This window comes from Pseudomonas sp. TE50-2, assembly GCF_040813665.1.
Classification (GTDB): Bacteria; Pseudomonadota; Gammaproteobacteria; order Pseudomonadales; family Pseudomonadaceae; genus Aquipseudomonas; species Aquipseudomonas soli.
Map to the genome: position 1 here is coordinate 5,781,611 of NZ_JBFNXN010000001.1, position 19,086 is coordinate 5,800,696.

At 67.2% G+C, this 19,086-nt stretch carries 22 protein-coding genes; 8 read left to right on the forward strand and 14 right to left on the reverse strand.

The window, feature by feature from the left end:
• Window positions 1-11: 11 nt before the first annotated feature.
• Window positions 12-1,238: an efflux RND transporter periplasmic adaptor subunit gene (locus tag AAHK21_RS26155; RefSeq protein WP_367858838.1), complete on the reverse strand. Its 1,227-nt coding sequence runs from the start codon at window positions 1,236-1,238 to the stop codon at window positions 12-14.
• Between the two features lie 119 nt (window positions 1,239-1,357).
• Complete coding sequence (locus AAHK21_RS26160) at window positions 1,358-2,572, reverse strand: TolC family protein (protein ID WP_367858839.1); 1,215 nt, start codon at window positions 2,570-2,572, stop codon at window positions 1,358-1,360.
• 213 nt (window positions 2,573-2,785) lie between these two features.
• Between AAHK21_RS26160 and AAHK21_RS26165 the strand changes: the two genes are divergently transcribed.
• From AAHK21_RS26165 to AAHK21_RS26175, 3 genes are all read left to right on the forward strand, one after another.
• Window positions 2,786-4,006, forward strand: a complete 1,221-nt coding sequence (locus tag AAHK21_RS26165; RefSeq protein WP_367858840.1) for a putative DNA modification/repair radical SAM protein — start codon at window positions 2,786-2,788, stop codon at window positions 4,004-4,006.
• On the forward strand, window positions 4,003-4,845 hold the full coding sequence (locus tag AAHK21_RS26170; protein ID WP_367858841.1) for a TIGR03915 family putative DNA repair protein: 843 nt from the start codon (window positions 4,003-4,005) through the stop codon (window positions 4,843-4,845). The genes AAHK21_RS26165 and AAHK21_RS26170 overlap by 4 nt, the downstream gene beginning before the upstream one ends.
• Window positions 4,846-4,995: 150 nt before the next feature.
• Window positions 4,996-7,164, forward strand: a complete 2,169-nt coding sequence (locus tag AAHK21_RS26175) for a TonB-dependent siderophore receptor (protein WP_367858842.1) — start codon at window positions 4,996-4,998, stop codon at window positions 7,162-7,164.
• A gap of 102 nt (window positions 7,165-7,266) precedes the next feature.
• Here AAHK21_RS26175 and AAHK21_RS26180 read toward each other — a convergent pair whose 3' ends face one another.
• From AAHK21_RS26180 to AAHK21_RS26200, 5 genes are read right to left on the reverse strand one after another with little or no spacing between them, the layout of a single operon-like run.
• Window positions 7,267-8,022: an ABC transporter permease gene (locus tag AAHK21_RS26180; RefSeq protein ID WP_367858843.1), complete on the reverse strand. Its 756-nt coding sequence runs from the start codon at window positions 8,020-8,022 to the stop codon at window positions 7,267-7,269.
• The gene (locus AAHK21_RS26185; protein WP_367858844.1) at window positions 8,022-9,227 is read right to left on the reverse strand and encodes an ABC transporter substrate-binding protein; all 1,206 of its coding nucleotides are present in this window, start codon (window positions 9,225-9,227) and stop codon (window positions 8,022-8,024) included. The genes AAHK21_RS26180 and AAHK21_RS26185 overlap by 1 nt, the downstream gene beginning before the upstream one ends.
• Window positions 9,214-10,035, reverse strand: a complete 822-nt coding sequence (locus tag AAHK21_RS26190; RefSeq protein WP_367858845.1) for an ABC transporter ATP-binding protein — start codon at window positions 10,033-10,035, stop codon at window positions 9,214-9,216. The genes AAHK21_RS26185 and AAHK21_RS26190 overlap by 14 nt, the downstream gene beginning before the upstream one ends.
• Window positions 10,032-11,096: an acyl-CoA dehydrogenase family protein gene (locus tag AAHK21_RS26195; protein ID WP_023633026.1), complete on the reverse strand. Its 1,065-nt coding sequence runs from the start codon at window positions 11,094-11,096 to the stop codon at window positions 10,032-10,034. Before AAHK21_RS26195 ends, AAHK21_RS26190 begins: the two co-directional genes overlap by 4 nt.
• 48 nt (window positions 11,097-11,144) lie before the next feature.
• On the reverse strand, window positions 11,145-11,705 hold the full coding sequence (locus tag AAHK21_RS26200) for a carboxymuconolactone decarboxylase family protein (RefSeq protein WP_367858846.1): 561 nt from the start codon (window positions 11,703-11,705) through the stop codon (window positions 11,145-11,147).
• Between the two features lie 102 nt (window positions 11,706-11,807).
• On the opposite strand from AAHK21_RS26200, the gene AAHK21_RS26205 reads away from it, so the two are divergent.
• Window positions 11,808-12,722: an AraC family transcriptional regulator gene (locus AAHK21_RS26205; RefSeq protein ID WP_367858847.1), complete on the forward strand. Its 915-nt coding sequence runs from the start codon at window positions 11,808-11,810 to the stop codon at window positions 12,720-12,722.
• Window positions 12,723-12,729: 7 nt separating this feature from the next.
• On the opposite strand, the gene AAHK21_RS26210 is transcribed toward AAHK21_RS26205, so the two are convergent.
• The 4 genes from AAHK21_RS26210 to AAHK21_RS26225 all read right to left on the reverse strand — a co-directional run bounded on the left by AAHK21_RS26210 (window position 12,730) and on the right by AAHK21_RS26225 (window position 15,125).
• On the reverse strand, window positions 12,730-13,608 hold the full coding sequence (locus AAHK21_RS26210; protein ID WP_367858848.1) for a DMT family transporter: 879 nt from the start codon (window positions 13,606-13,608) through the stop codon (window positions 12,730-12,732).
• Window positions 13,609-13,784: 176 nt separating this feature from the next.
• Window positions 13,785-14,285, reverse strand: coding sequence for an acetyltransferase (locus AAHK21_RS26215; protein ID WP_046855057.1), 501 nt, complete (start codon window positions 14,283-14,285; stop codon window positions 13,785-13,787).
• A gap of 117 nt (window positions 14,286-14,402) precedes the next feature.
• Window positions 14,403-14,822 (reverse strand): RidA family protein, encoded by a 420-nt coding sequence (locus tag AAHK21_RS26220; protein ID WP_367858849.1) that lies wholly within the window; start codon window positions 14,820-14,822, stop codon window positions 14,403-14,405.
• Window positions 14,823-14,912: 90 nt separating this feature from the next.
• Complete coding sequence (locus AAHK21_RS26225) at window positions 14,913-15,125, reverse strand: PLDc N-terminal domain-containing protein (protein WP_031315336.1); 213 nt, start codon at window positions 15,123-15,125, stop codon at window positions 14,913-14,915.
• A 130-nt stretch (window positions 15,126-15,255) separates the two neighbouring features.
• On the opposite strand from AAHK21_RS26225, the gene AAHK21_RS26230 reads away from it, so the two are divergent.
• Window positions 15,256-16,005 (forward strand): NAD-dependent deacetylase, encoded by a 750-nt coding sequence (locus tag AAHK21_RS26230; protein WP_367858850.1) that lies wholly within the window; start codon window positions 15,256-15,258, stop codon window positions 16,003-16,005.
• Window positions 16,006-16,023: 18 nt separating this feature from the next.
• Here the strand turns inward: AAHK21_RS26230 and AAHK21_RS26235 are convergent, their stop codons facing one another.
• Together AAHK21_RS26235 and AAHK21_RS26240 are read right to left on the reverse strand one after the other, a co-directional pair.
• Window positions 16,024-16,491: an FAD/FMN-containing dehydrogenase gene (locus AAHK21_RS26235; protein WP_367858851.1), complete on the reverse strand. Its 468-nt coding sequence runs from the start codon at window positions 16,489-16,491 to the stop codon at window positions 16,024-16,026.
• Between the two features lie 61 nt (window positions 16,492-16,552).
• Window positions 16,553-17,167 (reverse strand): LysE family translocator, encoded by a 615-nt coding sequence (locus AAHK21_RS26240; RefSeq protein ID WP_367858852.1) that lies wholly within the window; start codon window positions 17,165-17,167, stop codon window positions 16,553-16,555.
• Between the two features lie 112 nt (window positions 17,168-17,279).
• Here AAHK21_RS26240 and AAHK21_RS26245 point away from each other — a divergent pair, with 112 nt between their 5' ends.
• Complete coding sequence (locus AAHK21_RS26245; protein WP_046855052.1) at window positions 17,280-17,732, forward strand: Lrp/AsnC family transcriptional regulator; 453 nt, start codon at window positions 17,280-17,282, stop codon at window positions 17,730-17,732.
• Between the two features lie 25 nt (window positions 17,733-17,757).
• Here AAHK21_RS26245 and AAHK21_RS26250 read toward each other — a convergent pair whose 3' ends face one another.
• The gene (locus AAHK21_RS26250) at window positions 17,758-18,108 is read right to left on the reverse strand and encodes a hypothetical protein (RefSeq protein ID WP_046855051.1); all 351 of its coding nucleotides are present in this window, start codon (window positions 18,106-18,108) and stop codon (window positions 17,758-17,760) included.
• Between the two features lie 177 nt (window positions 18,109-18,285).
• Between AAHK21_RS26250 and AAHK21_RS26255 the strand changes: the two genes are divergently transcribed.
• The gene (locus tag AAHK21_RS26255; protein WP_046855050.1) at window positions 18,286-18,465 is read left to right on the forward strand and encodes a hypothetical protein; all 180 of its coding nucleotides are present in this window, start codon (window positions 18,286-18,288) and stop codon (window positions 18,463-18,465) included.
• 73 nt (window positions 18,466-18,538) lie between these two features.
• Window positions 18,539-18,919, forward strand: a complete 381-nt coding sequence (locus AAHK21_RS26260; protein WP_046855049.1) for a glycine zipper domain-containing protein — start codon at window positions 18,539-18,541, stop codon at window positions 18,917-18,919.
• The last annotated feature ends 167 nt before the right edge of the window (window positions 18,920-19,086 follow it).

The following is a 19,086-nucleotide window of genomic DNA, read 5'->3' on the forward strand; positions in this document are numbered from 1 at the left end:
GGCGTCCCCGGTCAGTGGCTGTGTTCGGCCGAGCCTTTGCCCAGCTCGGACTTGAGGACGAAGCTACCGGCGGCGGCCACTTCGGTACCGGCGGCCAGGCCTTCACGGATCTCCACCTGGCCGGCATCACGCCGGCCGGGCTTGACCGGGCGGGCCGCGAACCCTTCATCGGTGCGGGCGAACACCACGGTCTGCTCTTCCCAGGTCTGCAGGGCACTTTCCGGCACCACCACCGCGGCGTCGAAGCGCTCGACGGTGACCGCGATATTGACGAACAACCCGGGGCGCCAGGCGCCATTAGGGTTGGCCAGGGTGGCGCGCACGGTGGCGGCGCGGTTCTGCTCGCCGAGCAGGCTGCCGACGTAGTTGACCTTGCCCTCCACCTGGGCGCCGAGGTCCGGCGCGCTGACGGTGACGCCACGGCCACTGACCACCTTGTCCAGGTCACGCGGGGCCACGGCGAAGGTGGCCCAGACCCGGCTCAGGTCGGATAGCGTGAAGGCATTGCTGGTCTCGTCCACCACCTCGCCCACGGTCAGGTGCTTTTCCACCACCACTGCGTCGAACGGTGCGCGCAGCTCGTAGCGGTTGCCCTTGCCGGCCGGCGCCACCGCGGCGACCTTCTGCCCGGCGTTGGCGGCGGCGATCTCGGCCTCCTGCAGCGCCTGGCGGGCCAGCAGGTAGTCCTGCTCGGCACTGATGCGCTCCTGCCACAGCTGTTTTTCACGCGTGAAGGTCAGCCGGGCCAGCTCCAGGCGCCGTTGCGCGGCCTGCTGCTCGCTGCGCAGCTCGGAGATCTGCTGGCTGGCGATCACCGCCAGCACCTGGCCGCGCTTGACCGCCTGGCCCAGCTCGGCCTGCACCGACTCGACCACGCCAGGAACCCGTGGCACCACATGGGCGGTGCGGTCTTCGTCGAAACGGATTTCGCCGGGGAAGCTGATGGCAGTGCCCAAGGTGCGCGGACCGGCGGTGGCCAGCTGCACGCCGGCGGCGCGGATCTGCTCGGCAGTCAGGTGCAGTTGGCCCTCCTCCTCGCCATGCCCCTCGCCTGCGGACTCGCCGTGGTCGTGTCCGTCGTCCTTCTCTTCGTCATGGCCGTGGCCGGCTTCACCGTGGTCGTCGTGCTGGGCCTGACCGCTGCCGGCCTTGCCGAGGGTGCCGGTCCAGGCCGCGCCACCGAGGCCGATAACGGCCAGGGCGGCGGCGAGGATGGCGAGCTTGCGTGGGTTGGTCATTGTTGCTCCTGCTTGAAATGTCGTCTGTCAGATCGCCGGCAAGCCGGCTCCCACAAGGGTTGACGCGGATTTCTGTGGGAGCCGGCTTGCCGGCGATAGGGCTGCGCAGCAGCCCCCGTTCACAGTCCTGTCGGAAGCTCGCCGTAGATCCGCTCCACCTGCGCCCGGGCATCGGTCGCCTGGGCCAGCGCGTCAAGGTAAAGCCCGCGCGCCTCGATCAGCGTGCGCTGGGCATCGAGCACATCGAGGAAGGCGAACTTGCCCATCTCGAAACCTCGGGTGGCGGTGTCCACTGCCTGCTGGGCGGCGGGCAGGATGGTGCGGTCATAGGCCTGCACCTCGCCCATGGCCGTGCCCCACTGCTCCAAGGCACTGCGGGTTTCGCTGCGCAGGCGCAGTTCGACGGCATTGCGCAGATCGCGGGCCTGGTCGGCGCGGCGCGCGGCGGCCAGTACGTTGCCCTGGTTGCGGTCGAACAGCGGCAGCGGCATGGACAACCCCACCACATTGACCCGCTCACGCTCCTCACGGCTGTACTGGCTGCCCAGGCTCACGGTCAGGTTGGGGATGCGCTGTGCCTTCTCGGAGCCCAGGCTGGCATCGCCACGCTCGATCTGCGCCGCGGCCAGGCGCCATTCGGCGGTCTGCTCGACCGTGGCCAGCAGGCGTTCGGCCTTGGGCGCCGGGCCTGGCGAGAGCGAGCTGGCGTCGAGTCGGTCGAAGCGGGCCTCGGCGCTGCCGGTCAGCCGCGCCAGGGCTTGATTGGCCACCGTGCGTTCGGTTCGCGCCCGGCGCACCGCCGCCTCGGCTTGGGCCAACTGCACCTGGGCGCGGGTGGCCTCCACTGGCGAGGACTGCCCCGCGCGCACCCGCCCCTCCACCACCCGCAGGCCGCGTCCGGTCAGCGCCTGCGATTGCTGCGCCAACTCCAGCGCGGTCTGCGCCCGCAAGGCGGCATGGAAAGCCTGGATCACATCGGCGCGCAGGCTGTTGCGCTGGCGCTCGAGCTCCAGACGGGCGACCGCCTGGCCGGCATCGGCGACCTCGATCCGCGCACCGCGCTTGCCGCCCAGCTCCAGGGCCTGGCTGAGGGTCACGGTGGTCGTACTGGTGTCACGGCGGGTGTCCTCGACCTCCCACGACAGCTCGGGGTTGGGAATCAGCCCGGCCTGACGGCGCTCGCCTTCGGCGATGCCGATCTCGCGGCCGATGGCGGCGAAGTCCGGGTTCTGGGCAAAGGCGGCGTCGAGCGCCTGGTCCAGGCTCAGGCCCTCGGCGCCGGCAGGGCCGGCCAGCAACAGGCAGAGCAAGGCGATCTTGCGGGGGATGGGCACGGCGGAAGTCCTCGTCGACAAGCGGCGGAATGCTTTGGCGAGGGACTTTAGGGAGCCTTGGTTATCTGGGGGGTGGCGTGAAGATTACAATTCTGTAATCGAGCGCTCGGGCGTTCCACGGGGGACTTGGCAGCGCCTGGCGGATCAGAAGCCCTTGCCATCAGACCAATCCCGAAATACTGTATGAATACTCAGTATTCAGCGGACCACCCCATGCAACTCATCGCCAAACTCGGCATCCTCGCCGACGCCGCCAAGTACGACGCGTCCTGCGCCAGCAGCGGCGCGCCCAAGCGCAGCTCGCGCGGCCGCGACGGCCTCGGCGCCACCGATGGCATGGGCATCTGCCACAGCTACACCCCCGATGGCCGCTGCGTGTCGCTGCTCAAGGTGCTGCTGACCAACTTCTGCCTGTACGACTGCCAATACTGCGTCAACCGCCGCTCAAGCAACGTGCCCAGGGCACGCTTCAGCCCCGAGGAGGTGGTGCGCCTGACCCTGGACTTCTACCGGCGCAACTGCATCAGCGGCCTGTTCCTCAGTTCAGGCATCATCCGCTCCGCCGACTACACCATGGAGCAACTGATCCGGGTGGCGCGCCTGCTGCGCGAAGAACACGCCTTTCGTGGCTATATCCACCTCAAGACCATTCCCGACGCCGACCCGCTGCTGATCGAGGAAGCCGGGCGTTTGGCCGACCGGCTGAGCGTGAACATCGAACTGCCCACCGACGCCAGCCTTCAGCGCCTGGCCCCGGAAAAGCGCGCCAGCACCATCCGCCAGGCCATGGGTGTGATCCACCACGGCCAGCAGGCCGTCGCCGGCGAGCCGCGCGCGCCACGCTTCACCCCCGCCGGGCAGAGCACCCAGGTGATCGTCGGCGCCGACGCCACCGACGACAGCACCTTGTTGCGCAACGCCGAGTCGCTGTATCAGGGCTATGGGCTCAAACGGGTCTACTACTCCGCCTTCAGCCCGATCCCCGACAGCCCCTCCAGCGTGCCCCTGGCCGCACCACCGCTGCTGCGCGAACACCGCCTGTACCAGGCCGACTTCCTCTTGCGCGGCTACGGCTACAAGGCCGGTGAACTGCTGGGCGAGGCCGGCAACCTGGCTTTGGACATCGACCCCAAGCTGGCCTGGGCGCTGGCCAACCGCGAGGTCTTCCCGCTCGACGTCAACCGCGCCGAGCCGGCGTTGCTGGCACGCATCCCCGGTATCGGCCTGCACAGCGTGCAGCGCCTGGTCGCCCTGCGCCGGGAGCGGCGCATCCGCTACGACGACCTGATCCAGTTGCGCTGCGTGCTGGAGAAGGCCCGCCCGTTCATCGTCACCAGCGACTACCGCCCGGCCCAGGCCGAGCTGCGCAGCGGCCTGCTGAGGGCCCGCCTGCGTGAACCCCAGGCGCCTGTGCAGATGGGGCTGTGGGGATGATCGCGCTGGATTGCGGCGATGATTTCACCATCTGGCGCGACCAGGCCCGCCAGCTGCTCGGCCACGGCATCGACCCGGCCACGGTGACCTGGAGCCAGACCTGGATGGATGACTTGCTGGCCGTGCCCACGCCCCTGCCCGCAGGCCCCGGCCCGTTCCACGCCCGCGTGCCGGCGGCGCTGCTGACCCAGCTGGAACAGGCCGGGCGCTACCGCGGCGAGCAACGCTGGAACCTGTTGTACGAGGTGCTGTGGCGCGTCGCCCATGGCGATCGCACCGCGATGCTGGCCGGCGACCGCCTGGGCAGCGAGCTGCAACGGCGCATTCGTCAGGTCGGCCGCGAGGCTCATCACCTGCATGCCTTCGTGCGCTTCGTGCCACTGCCCGAGGCGCTGGCCGAGCAGTTGCAACTGGACCTGGTGGCCTACCACGAGCCCGCGCATGACATCCTCGACAGCGCCAGCGCGCACTTCGCCGAACGCCTGGGCCGCCAGCGCTGGCTGATCGCCACGCCCCACGACGGCATCCGCTACGACGGCGCGCAACTAGACTACCGCCGCCAGTGCCCGCAAGACTGGCGGCAATGGGCGCGCAACGCCGACGACCCCGGGGCCGAACTGTGGCTGGCCTACTACCGACACACCTTCAACCCCGCCCGGCTCAACCCCGGCGCGTTGCGCCAGCATCTGCCCGGGCGCTTCTGGCGTCATCTGCCCGAGGGACCGCTGATCCCCGAGCTGGTGGGCCAGGCACGGCACGGCAAGCAACGCGACGGCCAGGCGCTGGAAATAGGCAGGCAACAAGGTAAACGGATTGGCGCAGGTGGCACCGATCGATAGGTGTGGCTGTGGGCAAACCAATCCATTCGAATGGAAAAATGTGAAAATTTCATCATTTTCAATTCATACGCCCTGTTCTTGATCGGGTAATCCCGACATACTTATTGCTAATCGTTCTCATAAGCACTAGTAATAAGGATAAAGCTCGGCATGTCATCGCTCCCCTCGACCCACCGTTTCGCGCCCACCCGCAACCTGCTGGCCATGGCCATCTGCATGGCGACCCTCCCCCCCGCGCTGGCAGCCGAACAGGCCCCCGCCGTGATCGAACTGGGCGCCACGGCCATCGACGACAGCAGCCTGGGCAGCACCACCGAGGGGTCGAAGTCGTACACCACTGGCGCCATGTCCACCGCCACCAAACTACCGCTGACCATGCGCGAAACGCCTCAGGCGGTGACGGTAATCACCCGCCAGCGCATGGACGACCAGGGCATGACCAGCATCAACGACGTCGCCAGGTACACCCCGGGCCTGTTCCTCAACCAGTCCAACGGCCCGGGCCGGCAGACCTACAAGGCCCGTGGCTTCGACGTCGACAACATCATGTACGACGGCATCCCCAGCGCCTACACCGGCTGGGTGGTCGGCGCCCAGCCGAACCTGGCGATGTTCGACCGGGTGGAAGTGGTGCGCGGCGCCACCGGCCTGGTCACCGGTTCCGGCACGCCCTCGGCGGCGATCAACCTGGTGCGCAAGCGCCCGCTGGCGGAGCAGAAAGTCACCCTCACCGGCGCCGCCGGCAGCTGGGACAACTACCGCGGCGAACTGGACGCCTCCAGCCCGCTCAACGACAGTGGCACCCTGCGCGGCCGCGTGGTGGCCTCGTACCAGGACGCCAACGGCTTCCGTGACGGCCAGCAGGAGGACCACGGGCTGTTCTACGCGATCACCGAGGCCGACCTGGGCGAAGACACCACCCTCACCCTCGGCCTCTCCCACCAGAAGGACAAGACCAACGTGTTCTGGGGCGCGATCCCCACCGCCCTCGACGGCCATCACCTGGACCTGCCGCGCTCCTACAACCCGGCCACCGACTGGGAGGTCAAGGACCAGGAGATCAATACCCTGTTCGCCGAGGTGCGCCAGCGCCTGGCCAATGACTGGAAGCTGCAGGTCAACGCCACCTACAGCGAGCAGAACGCGCTGTTCCGCGGCTCCTACCAGTCGCGCTGGGACCTGGCCAAGCCGCTGAGCCGCACGGTCTACCAGTCGGCCCACGACGAGAACCAGCTGGGCCTGGACACCTTCGCCAGCGGCCCGTTCGAGGCATTCGGGCGCACCCACGAGCTGGTGGTCGGCGCCAGCAAGCGCATCTACGACATGAGCGAGCGCAACTACAGCCCCTACGACATGGACTACCCCATCGACGGCGGCAAGCCCGACTTCCTGCACACCAGCAGCAGCCGCTACCTGATCAACCAGGAAGGCGTGTACACCACCACCCGCCTGAGCCTGGCCGACCCGCTCAAGCTGATCCTCGGCGGGCGCCTGGACTGGTACGACTACGACAAGCGCGGCAGCAACGACGGCGACTACAAGGTGACCCGCAACGTCACCCGCTATGCTGGCCTGATCTACGAGCTGGACGAACATCACTCGGTCTACGCCAGCTATACCGATATCTTCCAGCCACAGGACAGCCAGGACAGCAGCGGCACGCCGGTGCGGCCGATCGAAGGCAAGAACTACGAGGTAGGCATCAAGGGTGAATACTTCGATGGCGCGCTCAATGCCAGCCTTGCCGTGTTCCGTATCGACCAGGAAAACCGCGCGGTCGAGGTGGACGACAAGAGCGTCTGCCGAGCGGGCCAGTTCACCTGCTACGAAGCCTCCGGCGAGGTGCGCAGCCAGGGTATCGACTTCGAGGTGCAAGGCGCGCTGACCGAGCAATGGCAGATCGGCGCCGGCTACACCTACGCCCGCGTGCACACCACCAAGGACGCCAAGAACCCCGCCAACGTCAACAAGCCGCTGTCCTCCGACACCCCCGAGCACCAGCTCAAGCTGTTCACCACCTACCGCTTCCAGGGCCCGCTGGAAAAACTGCGTGTTGGTGGCGGCGTCACCTGGCAGAGCCGCATGTACAACGATTTCAGCGTGGCCGACGGCAGCCGCTACCGCCTCGAGCAAGGCGCCTATGCAGTGACCGACCTGATGGCCGGCTACGCGGTCAACCAGCACCTGGACCTGCAGCTCAATGCCAACAACGTGTTCGACAGGAAGTACTACTCGTCGATTTCCAGCTCGGTGAACTACGGGGGTGACACCTTTGGCGATCCGCGCAACCTGATGCTGACCGCCAAGTACAGCTTCTGACCTGCTCAGGCGCAGGGATGCGCCTGAAATCCTGGTTGAACGCGGATGTTGTGGGTGCTGCGTTACGCCGCCCCCACAAATCCAGGCCCGCGCTCTCTTTCTTCAGGCATGCACCCAGCGTCGATGCAGCGCCCGCGCCAAGGCATCGAGCATGAACCCCAGTGCGCCGATCAGCAGCACCATCGCCATCAGTTCCGAATAGGCCAGCCGGTCACGGGTGTCGAGGATGAAATAGCCAAGCCCGGCACTCACCCCGAGCATTTCGCACGGCACCAGCACGATCCACAGGATGCCGATGGCCAGGCGCACGCCGGTCAGCACATGGCCGATCACCCCGGGGATGATCACCTTACACAACGTCTCCCAGCGCGTGGCGCTCAGGCTGCGGCTCAACTGCAGCCAGCGCGGGTCGAGCTGGCGCACCCCGGCGGCGGTGTTGAGCAGGATCGGCCACAGCGCGGCGAAGGCCAGCAGGAAGTAGATCGGCTGGTCGCCCACGCCCATCAGCATCACCACCACCGGCATCCACGACAGCGGCGAGATCATGCGCAGGAACTGGAACGCCGGCGTGGTCGCCGCCTCCAGGTGGCGATAACTGCCCACCAGCAGGCCCAGCGGCACGCCGATCAGCAGCGCCAGCAGCAGGCCGACGAGGATGCGCTCGAGGCTCACCCAGATATGCCCGTAGACCTCGCCCTGCCCCAGCAGCTCGATCAGGCTTTGCAACGTGGCCTGGGGCGCGAAGCGCGCCGACAGGCCATCGGCGGCGCCGAACAGGCGCACCCCCGCCCACCACAGCAACAGCAGCGCCGCCAGGCCCGCCAGGCCCAGGGTGCCATGCACGAAATGCCTGCGCATCAGACCGCGAACTCCTCGCTACGCTGGAAGTTCTCGGCAATGCCGAACGCCGCCGGGCCACCCACCGCGGCAATGGCGTTGCGCACGAAGCGATCGTCCACCAGGTCGCGGGCGGTCTGGGCCGGGTCGAGGGCGGCAAGGAAATCGCTCTCGCCGACGATCAGGGTGTTCTTCAGGCGCTTGACCAGCTCCTCGGTGTAGCTGGGGAACGGGTAAGGCTGGAAGTCGATGCGTTTCTCGTCCCACTGCTGGTGCTGGATCGCGCCGCTGGCGATGTAGCCGGCACGGTCATCGGCCGATGGTGCCAGCACCTTGGTCAGCACCGCAGGTTCGTGCGGGGTGTACTTGTTGGGGCCGGCCTTGGACAACAACGCCGCGGCCTCGGCGCGGTGCTCGCGGGTCCAGTGCTGGGCCTTGACGATGGCGTTGACCACCTTCTGCGACCACTCCGGGCGACTGTTCAGGTCATGCTCGTGCATGAACACCACACAGCAGGCGTGGTTGCGCCAGACGTCGCCGGTGAAGCGCTGCACGCGGCCGACCTTGAGGTTCTCGGCTAGGGCGTTGAACGGTTCGGCAACGATATAGCCGGCGATGCGCTTGCTGGCCAGGGCCGGCGGCATGTCCGAAGGCGGCAGCACCAGCAGGTTGACTTCGTTGTCCGCCAACTGCGCGGTGGCGGGCTTGGACACAGGCTTCAGGCCGTTGTCGGTGAGCATCTGCTGCAGCACCACGTTGTGGATCGAGTACCAGAACGGAATGGCCACAGTCTTGCCGCCGAGCTGCTTCATGTCGGTGATGTCCGGGGCCACGGTCAGGCCCGAGCCGCCGACGTGGTTCCAGGCCACGACCTTGGCCGGCACCTTGCTGCCGTAGCGCGCCCACACGGTCATCGGCGACAGCAGGTGGATGACGTTGACCTGCCCGGAGATGAATGCCTCGATCACCTGGGCCCAGCTGCGCAGCAGCACCGGGCGCTCGGCCTTGATGCCCTCGGCCTCGAACAGGCCGTTGTTGTGCGCCACCAGCAGTGGCGTGGCATCGGTGATCGGCAGGTAGCCGATGCGCACCGGCGCGTCCGGCTCGGCGGCGGCGCGGGCCTGCAGGCTCGCCAGCAACGGCACGGCGCCGGCGGCGGTGAGCATGGCGCTGAGCTTGAGAAAATCGCGACGGGACGTGGTGGAACAGCAGTCATCCATGCACATGGACAGCCTCCGAGGGCAAGGGGGATGGGGTGGGTTCGGCTGTGCGGCTTGCCCGCCGAAGGGTCTTGAGGATTTCGATACGCAGCGCGCCCAGCTCCTCGACCCGTTGCGCGCGGGGCTGCGGCAGGTCGATGTGCCACTGGCCGAGGGTGCGCGCCGGGTGGTTGCCCAGTAGCAGCACGCGATCGGACAGCAGCAGGGCTTCGTCGATATCGTGGGTGATCAGCACGGCGGCGGTATTGTGGGTGGCAATCAGTTGCAGCAGCAGTTGCTGCATGTCGGCGCGGGTCACCTCGTCAAGCGCGCCGAACGGCTCGTCCAGCAACAGCACCTCGGGCTGGCGCGCCAGGCAGCGGGCCAGCGCAGTACGCTGGGCCATGCCGCCGGACAACTGCGCCGGGTACTGGCCACGGGCGTGGGCCAGGCCCACCGCTTCGATGGCGTGGTCAATACGCGCGCGCCGCTCGGCCGCCGGCAGCTTGGGCTGGCGGGCGAAGTCGAGGCCGAAGGCGACGTTCTTCTCCAGGCTCAGCCACGGCAGCAGGCTCGGGTCCTGGAACGCCACCGCCAGGCGCGGGTGCGGCCCCTGCAGCGGCTCGCCACGCAGCTGCACGCTGCCGCCACGGGCCTGCTGCAGCCCGGCCAGCACCCGCAACAGGCTGGACTTGCCGACCCCACTGGGGCCAAGGATGGTCACCACCTCGCCCGGCGTCAGCGCCAGGTCGAACTGCTCCAGCACCGCCTGCCAGCCACCGTCGCGCGGGTAGCCCAGGCTGATGTCACGGGCTTCGAGCAGCACTTCGGTCATGCGCTGGCCGCCTGGCGTTGCAGTTCGGCGCGCAGTTGCACCAGGCTCGGGGTGACGATCGGCACGAACGCCGATTCGCGCCAACGCCGGGCGAAGCCTTCGCCATAGGCCGTCAGGTAGGCCTTGCCACCGCTGGCCTGAAGCTCCAGCTGCACGGCGTCGGCGGCGCATTCGGCGAGGGTGATGCGCAACTTGAACAAGGCAGCCGGTTGGCCCTGGAAGCGCCCGTCGAGCAGGCCCTGCTTGAGCTCGCCGACGGTATTCTCCAGGCGCTCCTTGAGCACCTGGCGGGCCTCTTCGAGGAACGAGCCACGGCCCTGCAGGTGCTCCTGCACTTCATCCAGCGCTCGCCGGGCCAGGCCCATGGCCATGCCGCACTGCAGCGCCAGGAACGCCGGGCGCACCTTGGGCAGGAACTCGCGGGCGTTGTCATGCAGCAGCCAGTCGCGGGCCAGTGGCACCTGGTGGAACGCCAGCGCCGCGGTGTTGCTCGACTGCAGGCCCATCAGTTGCAGATCGTCGGAGCGCTCCAGGCCCGGCGCGTTGGAGGGAATGGCAACCACGAACGGTGCGCCGCCGGCGTCATCCTCGATGGCCGCCGCCACCACGAAACCGCGCTTGCGCAGGTTGGTCACCCAATGCAGCCGGCCTTCGAGGTTCCAGCCATCGGCCGCGAGGCGGCCACGCACCTGTAAGGCCTCGATGCCGGAGAGAAACTTCATGGCATTGGACAGGCCGGTGGCCCCGGCGAGTTCGCCCTTGAGCAGGTCGGGCATCAGCCGTTTGCACAGCTCCCGGTTGGGGCTTTGCAGCAAGTATTCGATGAAGGCGCGCTGGCCCCAGCAGACGAAGGCCGCGGCCAGCGAACGGCTGGCGATGGCGGCGATGGCCTCGACCGCCTCGCTGACGTCGCCGCCCGTGCCACCCAGGGCCGGATCGACGCCGATGCGCAGCAACTGCGACTCGGCGATCTGCGCCAGCACCAGGTGCGGATCGCACTGGCCCTGGTCAATGGCCTCGGCATTGGCATCCAGCCATTGTCCAAATGCATGGTCAAGCATGTCCCTAACTCCTTGTGAAACGCCGGGCGCGCCGGCATCAGGCCTCGGTCAGGCCGAAGGCTGCCAGCGGTATTTGCCAAGCTCGTCGTTGAGCGGCGTCTGGGCGAACACATTAGCAAAGTTGCACAGGGTTGCGAGGCTCACACCGAGAATCACTTCCAGCGCGTTGCCTTCGCTGAAACCGGCTTCACGGAAGGCCTGGTAGGTGGCGTCGCCGACGTTGCCGCGGGTGGCGATCACTTCACGGGCGAACGCGGCCAGGGTCTCGTAGCGGGCGTCGGGCAGCTCGCCGCGGGCACGCAGGGCATCGACCACTTCCTGGGGCAGCTTGGCCTTGTTCAGCGCCACGGCGGTGTGGCCGGCGACGCAGAAGTCGCAGCCGTGCTGGGTGGCGGCGATCAGCTGCACCACTTCGCGCTCGGCCAGGGTCAGCTCGGACTTGCCGTTGAGCGCCGAGACGGTGACGTAGGTTTCCAGCGCCGCCGGGGCGTTGGCCAGGATGCCCAGCAGGTTGGGGATGAAGCCGGAGTTCTTCTGCGCGTTCTCGAGGAACGGGCGGGCGGCTTCCGGAGCGGTCTGCAGGCTGTGTAGAGTAATGCGCGCGGACATGGAGTGGTCTCCTTTGATGTAGGTCGCTACAGTCTGTTGGTTATAAGAAGTAGCATCCATATTCATCAGTCGCCTTTCCTTGCTCCAGAGTCCTTGCATTAGATGATTTCTTCCAGCCCCCTCGTCGATTGGTTATTAGAGAGCCTGGAGCTCGATGCCAGCCTGTTCCATGTGGGCCGCTACTGCGGCGGCTGGCATGCCAGCACCCAGGGCCTGGGCCGGGCCAGTTTCCACCTGGTGGTGCAGGGTCATTGCTGGCTGCACATCGACGGCCAGGCGCAGCCGCTGCGCCTGGAGAGCGGCGATGCGGTGTTCCTCTTGCGTGACCTGGCCTATCGATTGTCCAGCGACGAGGATGCTTCCGACGCCTGTGCCCAGCCGCGCCGGAGCATGCAGGCGCTGGACCTGGAAGCCGGGGACGGCGTCGGGCTGGTGTGCGGTTTCTTCCACTTCCGATCAGGGTTGTCGTCGCTGATCGTCGACGGGCTGGCGGACTGGATCCTGCTGCGCGCCAGCGACCCCGCTGGCAGCGCGGCGCGGGCGCTGTTCGGGCTGATCCTCGAGGAATGCCGGCGCCCGCAGCCGTCCCAGACGCTGCTCGAACGCCTGACCCACCTGTTGTTCCTCTATGTGCTGCGCCAGCAGGCACACGACGGCCAAGCGCTGGGCGGGCTGGTCGCCCTCGCCCGCCAGCCGGCCTTCGCCGGGTTGCTGGAGCGCTTGATCGATGCACCAGGCCAGGCCTGGACGCTGGAGGCCATGGCGGCCTGCGCGGGGCTGTCGCGCTCGGCGTTCTTCAAGCGCTTCAACGAACTGGCCGGGCAATCCCCCGGGCAGGTGCTGCTGGCCCTGCGCATGCGTCATGCCTGCCAGTTGCTCAAGGCCGGCAATACCGTCGAGCAGGTAGGCGCGCAGGCCGGGTATCAGTCGGTGGCGGCATTCACCCGGGCCTTCGCCAAGGCCGTCGGGGTGCAGCCGGGGGCGTACCGCAAGCAGCACGAAGGACGCGCGGGATAAGGGCCGTTCAACGTCGCCGCTGCATCCAGGCAGCCCCAAGCCCGCTGAGGCAGATCACCGCGATACCGACCAGGCTGGTATTGTCCGGCACCTGTGCGAACACCACCGACCCCAGCAACCCGGCGAACACGATCTGGCAATAGCTGAACGGCGCCAGCAACGCTGGCGCGGCATGGCGGAACGCCTGGGTCAGCAGCAGGTGCGCGGTCATCCCGCAGCCGCCCAACGCCAGCATCAGCGGTACATGCGGCCACTGCGGCGTCTGCCAGAAGAACGGCACCAGCGCCGTCATGATCAGGGTGTTGCACACGCCCGCGTAGAAGTTGCTGGTGGTCGGGCTGTCATGGGCCGCCAGCTTGCGCGTCAGCAACTGATAGAAGCAAAAACCCAGGGCCGAACCGAAGGGAAACAGGATTGCCGGGGTGAACATCGCGCCGCCCGGGTGCACCACCACCAGCACCCCGACGAAGCCCATGACCACCGCCAGCCACTGTCCCGGGGTCACCCGCTCCCCGAGCAGCGGCACCGACAATGCGGTGACCAGCACCGGGGCGAGAAAGTTGACCGAGGTCGCCTCCGCCAGCGGCAGGTACTGCAGCCCGGCGGTGAACAGCAGGCTGGTGCTGAGCAGGCTCAGCGCACGCAAGGTCTGCAGCAATGGCCGGCGAGTGCGCAGTACCGCCAGGCCAGCCTTGGGCAGGAAAATCCCGGCCATCAGCAAGGTGTGCACCAGGTAACGGACCCACACCACCATGATGACCGGGTAGATCCCGCCGAGGAATTTCGACAAGCCGTCGTGGCTGGCGAACAGGAAGGTGGCCACCACCACCAGGGTGATACCGCGCAACGGCTGGTTGACTCCGGACAACGGTGTACTGGAACTCATGGGGCTCTCGGGCGATTGCCCCGGCATGGCGCCCGGGCATGGGCGGATTCTAGAAGAGAAGCCAGAGGGTGGACAAAGCATTGTGGTCCAATCAGTACATTCTGTTCGCTGATCGGCCACTTTCCCACATCCCTTCGCTGCCAGCGAGGGCGCAAACCATGCTGGTGCTCGCCCCGTCAGTGCAATCGCTGGGTCACCAGGAAGTTGCGCAACGACGGCTCGTCATCCAGGACAATCTCCCGCACCGGCCGTGGCAGGTCGGCCAGTACCGCCTGACAGAACGCCAGGGCCGGGGCATCCTCGCCGTAGCAGCGCACCAACCAGTCGCCTTGACCCTCGCACAGCGTGCGCCGCGCTACCGCCAGGCCGACGCCCTGGCGGCGATATTTCTTGAGCACGAACAGGTCGGCCAGCTCCCAGGCGTCGATGCCGGGCAGTTCACTGCGCTCGATGAGCAGGAAGCCGGCGATGAAACCGTCCACCAGTATCAGGCTGGCGCTCCAGCCCGGGGTTTGCCAGTAGCGGGTGAAGTGCGGCTCGTGGAGGTAGAAGCGCCCATCCGCCTCGACATCTTCCTGCTCCCAGTCAGAGGACTCGTAGGCGTAGAACTGGTAGAGGTTGCGCACCAGGTCGGCATGCTCGGGGCCGGTCTGGAGCAGTTCGACTGGGAGGGTCATGGAACGGGCTCGATGAATACGGGAGCGCGAGTCTACCTGGGCGCTCAGGCGTTTGCAGCGGGGCGGCGGTGCATCCATCCTCGCGGCGGGTCGCCACGACGATGGATGCGAGCTTGGTCACGCCTGCGGCAGGGCCGCCACCGCGTCCACTTCCACCAGCATGCCGTCCAGCGCCAGGCGCGGCACCGGGATCAAGGTGCAGGTCGGGGTCATCCGGCCGCCCCAGGCACGCTCGGCCTCGGCCACCCACTGGCGCAGCCGTGCCTCGGAATGGTCAACCACCAGCAGGGTGAGCTTGCACACGTGCTCGAGCGTTGCCCCACGGGAAGCCAAGGCGATCTTCAGGTTCACCAGGGCCTGGCGCGCCTGCTCGTCGAAACGTGCCGACAACTTGCCCTGCAGGTCCTCGCCGCCCTGGCCGGCGATATACAGCAGGCGGCTGCCGGCGCGTACCTCGGCGACGTGGGAATAGGCATTGCCACTGGGGTCGTAGAGGCCTTCGGGGTTGCTCAGGGCAAAGGCGGCTGGCTGGGTCATGGTATCGCTCCATCGATGGAAAGAGCGGCCGAGTATCAAACCTCAGGTTAAGTCGAGGTCAAGCCCCGCCTGCCGCACCTTGGTCGGCGCCTATTTTTCCTGCAGCACCGCCCTGCCCTTCACCGCGCGCGGCCCACGCCAGGCCCAGAACAACAGGCCCGGGAACGGTGCATAGACGACGAAAACCACCCACAACATCTTGCGCTCGGCGCGCCGGTCACTGCCGATGATGTGCCAGATGGCCCAGATTTCCAGGAGGATGACGACGAGCGCGACAACGAACCAGATTGTTCCGATTTCCATGAGTCTTCTCCTATTGGCTGTACTGGCTTGGGTTGTCGCGCGCGCCGAGGGTTCACTCGGATCTTGTCCGCCCCGCGGCCCACTGGCACAGTGACCACCGACCGCCCTGCACCGCACCATGGGAGCCCTAATGCCATTCGATCCGACGCTGCTTGCCCAGGCCCGCCACGTGGTGGTGTTCACCGGCGCCGGAGTGTCCGCGGAAAGTGACATCGCCACGTTTCGCGACAAGCTGACCGGCCTGTGGGCACGCTTCGATCCGGCGCAGCTGGCCAGCGCCGAGGGTTTTCGCGCCGACCCGGCGCTGGTCTGGGGCTGGTACCAGATGCGCCGCGCCGGGATCGCCAAGGCCGAGCCCAATGCGGGTCACCTGGCCATCGCCGCGCTGGCCGCGCAGGTGCCGCAGCTGACCCTGATAACGCAGAACGTCGACGACCTGCACGAACGCGCCGGCAGCCGTGCCGTGCTGCACCTGCATGGCCGGCTGGATGCCTTTCGCTGCCTGGACTGCGCACGCCCGGCGGATGAGCCCGTGGCACTGCCCGAGACGGCCGCTCAGGGCTGCCGCATGGAACCACCGCGCTGCGCTTGCTGCGCCGGGCCGCTGCGCCCCGGTGTGGTGTGGTTTGGCGAGATGTTGCCCGAGGCGGTGCTGGAGCAGGCCTTCGCCGCCGCGCGGCAGTGCGATGTACTGCTGTCGGTAGGCACCTCAGGCCTGGTACAGCCGGCGGCCTCGATACCTGGCATGGCACTGGCGGCGGGGGCGACGGTGGTGCATGTCAATCCGCAGCCTGTGCCCTGCGAACATCCGCGGGCGTTCATGTTGCCCGGCAAGGCGGGTGAGGTGCTGCCGCAACTGCTGCGTCAGGCCTTCGCCTGAGCTACCGGGCAGACCGGTTCAGCGGCCAGCCTGTTCCAACGCAGCCTTCAGGGCATCGGCATCGGCGTAGCTGTTGCGCGCTGCCACCACGCCGTTATCCAGCGCCAGCCACAGCACCTTGCCTTCGTCCCCGGCATAGCGGCTGGCGACCCGGCCGTCGCGGTCGAGCAGTACCCGGTAGCTGTAGTCGCGCATGGCCGGGATGGCGAACAGCTTGCTGATCAGCGCCGGCATGCGCTGGATATCCGCGACGAACACGGCATGCCGCGCCTCCAGGTAGCCTTTGGGCTGTTCGGCCAGGGCCGCCTTGACCAGCTTGGCACCGTCCATGTCGCGGGCGACCAGCAGGACCTGGGTGTCGGCCCCCAGGCTGTATGGCTGGTCGTACTGGTCGAGCAAAGTCCAGGGCGCGAGGGTTTCGCCAGGTTGCGCGGCGTGGGCCACGAGCGCCAGCAGGCTGAGCAGAAGTGCGGCGGCGTATTTCATGAGGGTCCGGTCCGAATAGTGAGGGCCGTCAGCATAGCCCAACCCGCCGTGCTTGACAGGCTCAACGCAACTGCCCGGCAATCAGCCCCACGGCAATCAGGATCATCACCCCACCGGACAACCGGCCCACGGCCTGCGCCGCGGCAGGTCGGGTGCGCAGCACGGCCTTGGCACCGTAGCCGACCATCAGGTAGATCACCAGCGAACTGCCCAGGTGCACCAACCCCAGCAGCAGGATCTGCAGCGGCAACGGCCAGCTCGACTGCGGGTCGGTGAACTGCGGCAGCAAGGCCAGGAACAGCAGGAATACCTTGGGGTTGAGGCCGCTGACGCACAGGCCCTTGAATGCCCAGCGCGGCCCCGAGTCCTGCCCACCACCCGCGCCCGCCTCGGGCACCGCCGGGCTCAGCAGCAGGTTGCCGCCCAGCCACAACAGGTACACGCACCCTGCCAGGGTCAGCAAGGTCAACGCCAGCGGGTGACCGGCGATCAGGCTGCCGACCCCGGCAGCGACCACCAGGGTGACGAGCAGATGCCCGGACAACATGCCCGCCACCGCCGGCACGACCCAACGCCCGCGCATGCCGGCCGAGATGGCGTAGGCCCAGTCGGCACCGGGGGTAATCACGAACAGCAGGGAAACGGCCCAGAACGCCGTCAGTACACTCATGGCCATTTCGAGCCTTCCTTTCACACAGGTTTCGGTGAAAGAAAGACTACGGATATCGCTCAGGGATTTTCTTTCGTATATTCCCCGGAACAAGCCGAACAATGGAAGAATCTTCCCCATGGATCGAACTGATCGCAAGATCCTTGCCGAGCTGCAAAAAGACGGCCGCCTGTCGGTGACCGAACTGGCCGAGCGCGTGGGCTTGAGCCTGTCGCCCTGCCACCGGCGTCTCAAGGCGCTGGAGGACACAGGCGCCATTCTCGGTTATCACGCCCGCCTGGCCCCGGCGGCCCTGGGTTTGAATTTCGCCGCGCTGGTGTTCGTGACCCTGCGCGAGGTGACCCGCCAGCCGGTGGCGGACTTCGAGGCGGCGCTGGCGGAGATCCCGCAGATCGTCGAGGCCCAGCGCCTGTTCGGCGACCCCGACTACCTGCTGCACGTGGTGGCCAGGGACCTGCCGGCCTTCCAGAAGCTGTATGACGAGCAACTGACCAGCATTCCCAATGTGAAGCGCCTGAGTTCGACGCTGGTGATGAAGGAAGTGATTCAGGACCGGCTGCTGCCGATGTGACCCTGCGCCGCTGGCCGAGTACGGCCTACAGGCAGGTGGCGGCTGCCGCGCGCCGGCGCAGGGCCATGCCGTCGTTTTTCTGCGCGTAGTAGTCCACTCGCGTGCCGCCGGCCTGGGCGTAGACGTCGACGAACGACTCGGCCTCGCGGGTGTACACGGTGAAGCCACCTTGCTTGCGGGCCTCCAGGTAGCCGCTGGCGTCGACCCCGAAGGTGTTCTCTTCCTGCCAGCTGAACTGAATGCACTGGGCCACCAGATCCGGCGTCTTGTGCGAATCCAGCTGCGCGGTGGGTGCGCCGCCGCGCGCCGCCTCCATGGTCGACGATGCACAGCCCGCCAGCAGCAGCGCCACGGTGATCGGCAGAATTGCTCGCATGTTCCATCCTCGGGACAAAAAAAGAAGGTGACTCTAGCATTGCCCAGGCACCAGGTGAATCGCCGTCGCCGTTCATCGCCGCCGCAATAAAATCTTGCGCGACAAAGAACCAAATCGATCGCCTCGTGTCTCAGGAGGTACCGCGTAAACCCTTGCGGATCAAGGACCTATAACGTGATGAAACGCCTTGCAAGCCTTTCCATGGTCGCCACCCTGCTGCTGCTCGGCGGCTGCTACAGCAACCATTACCACGATGATGACGATGGCTGGCGCGACCGTGACCGCGGCCACCGTCACCACCATCGCCATGACCGCGACGATGACGACCGCCAGTACCGTGACCGTTACTACCGCTGAAGCGTCCTTGCAACCCTGACTCGCCGCGAGCATGCGGCAATCTACCCCTGATGACTCCCCTGAGGTTCATAACATGCGTCTGACTCTGCCTTCCCTCGCCCTCGGCCTGCTGCTCTGCCAGGGCGCTTTCGCCGGTGACGGCACCGCGGCCATCGGCGGCGGCCTGGGTGGCGCCCTTGGCAACGTCGTGGGCAAACAGATCGGCGGCAGCACCGGTGCGGCCATCGGCGCCGGCCTCGGTGGCGCGGCCGGCAGCGCGGTGGGCGCGCGCAAGGGCAACCGTACCGAAGCGGCCATCGGCGGCGGCCTGGGCTCGGCGGGCGGTTCGCTGATCGGCGGCAAGCTCGGCGGCTCCAACGGTTCGACCATCGGTGCCGGCCTGGGCGGCGCGGCCGGTGGCGCCATCGGCAACCACATGGGCGACAACAACCGCAAGCACAAGCGTCGCCACTGATCCAAACGCTCGAAGGCTCGAAGCGAAACAACAAAAGGCGGCTGCCCCTAAGGGACAGCCGCCTTTTGTTTTGGCGCGATTTCAGCGCTAGGCGACGCTCTGCAGAAATTCATGAATCAAAGGAATGACGGCAATCCAATAAATCGTTTGCGGATACCCCCTGCACG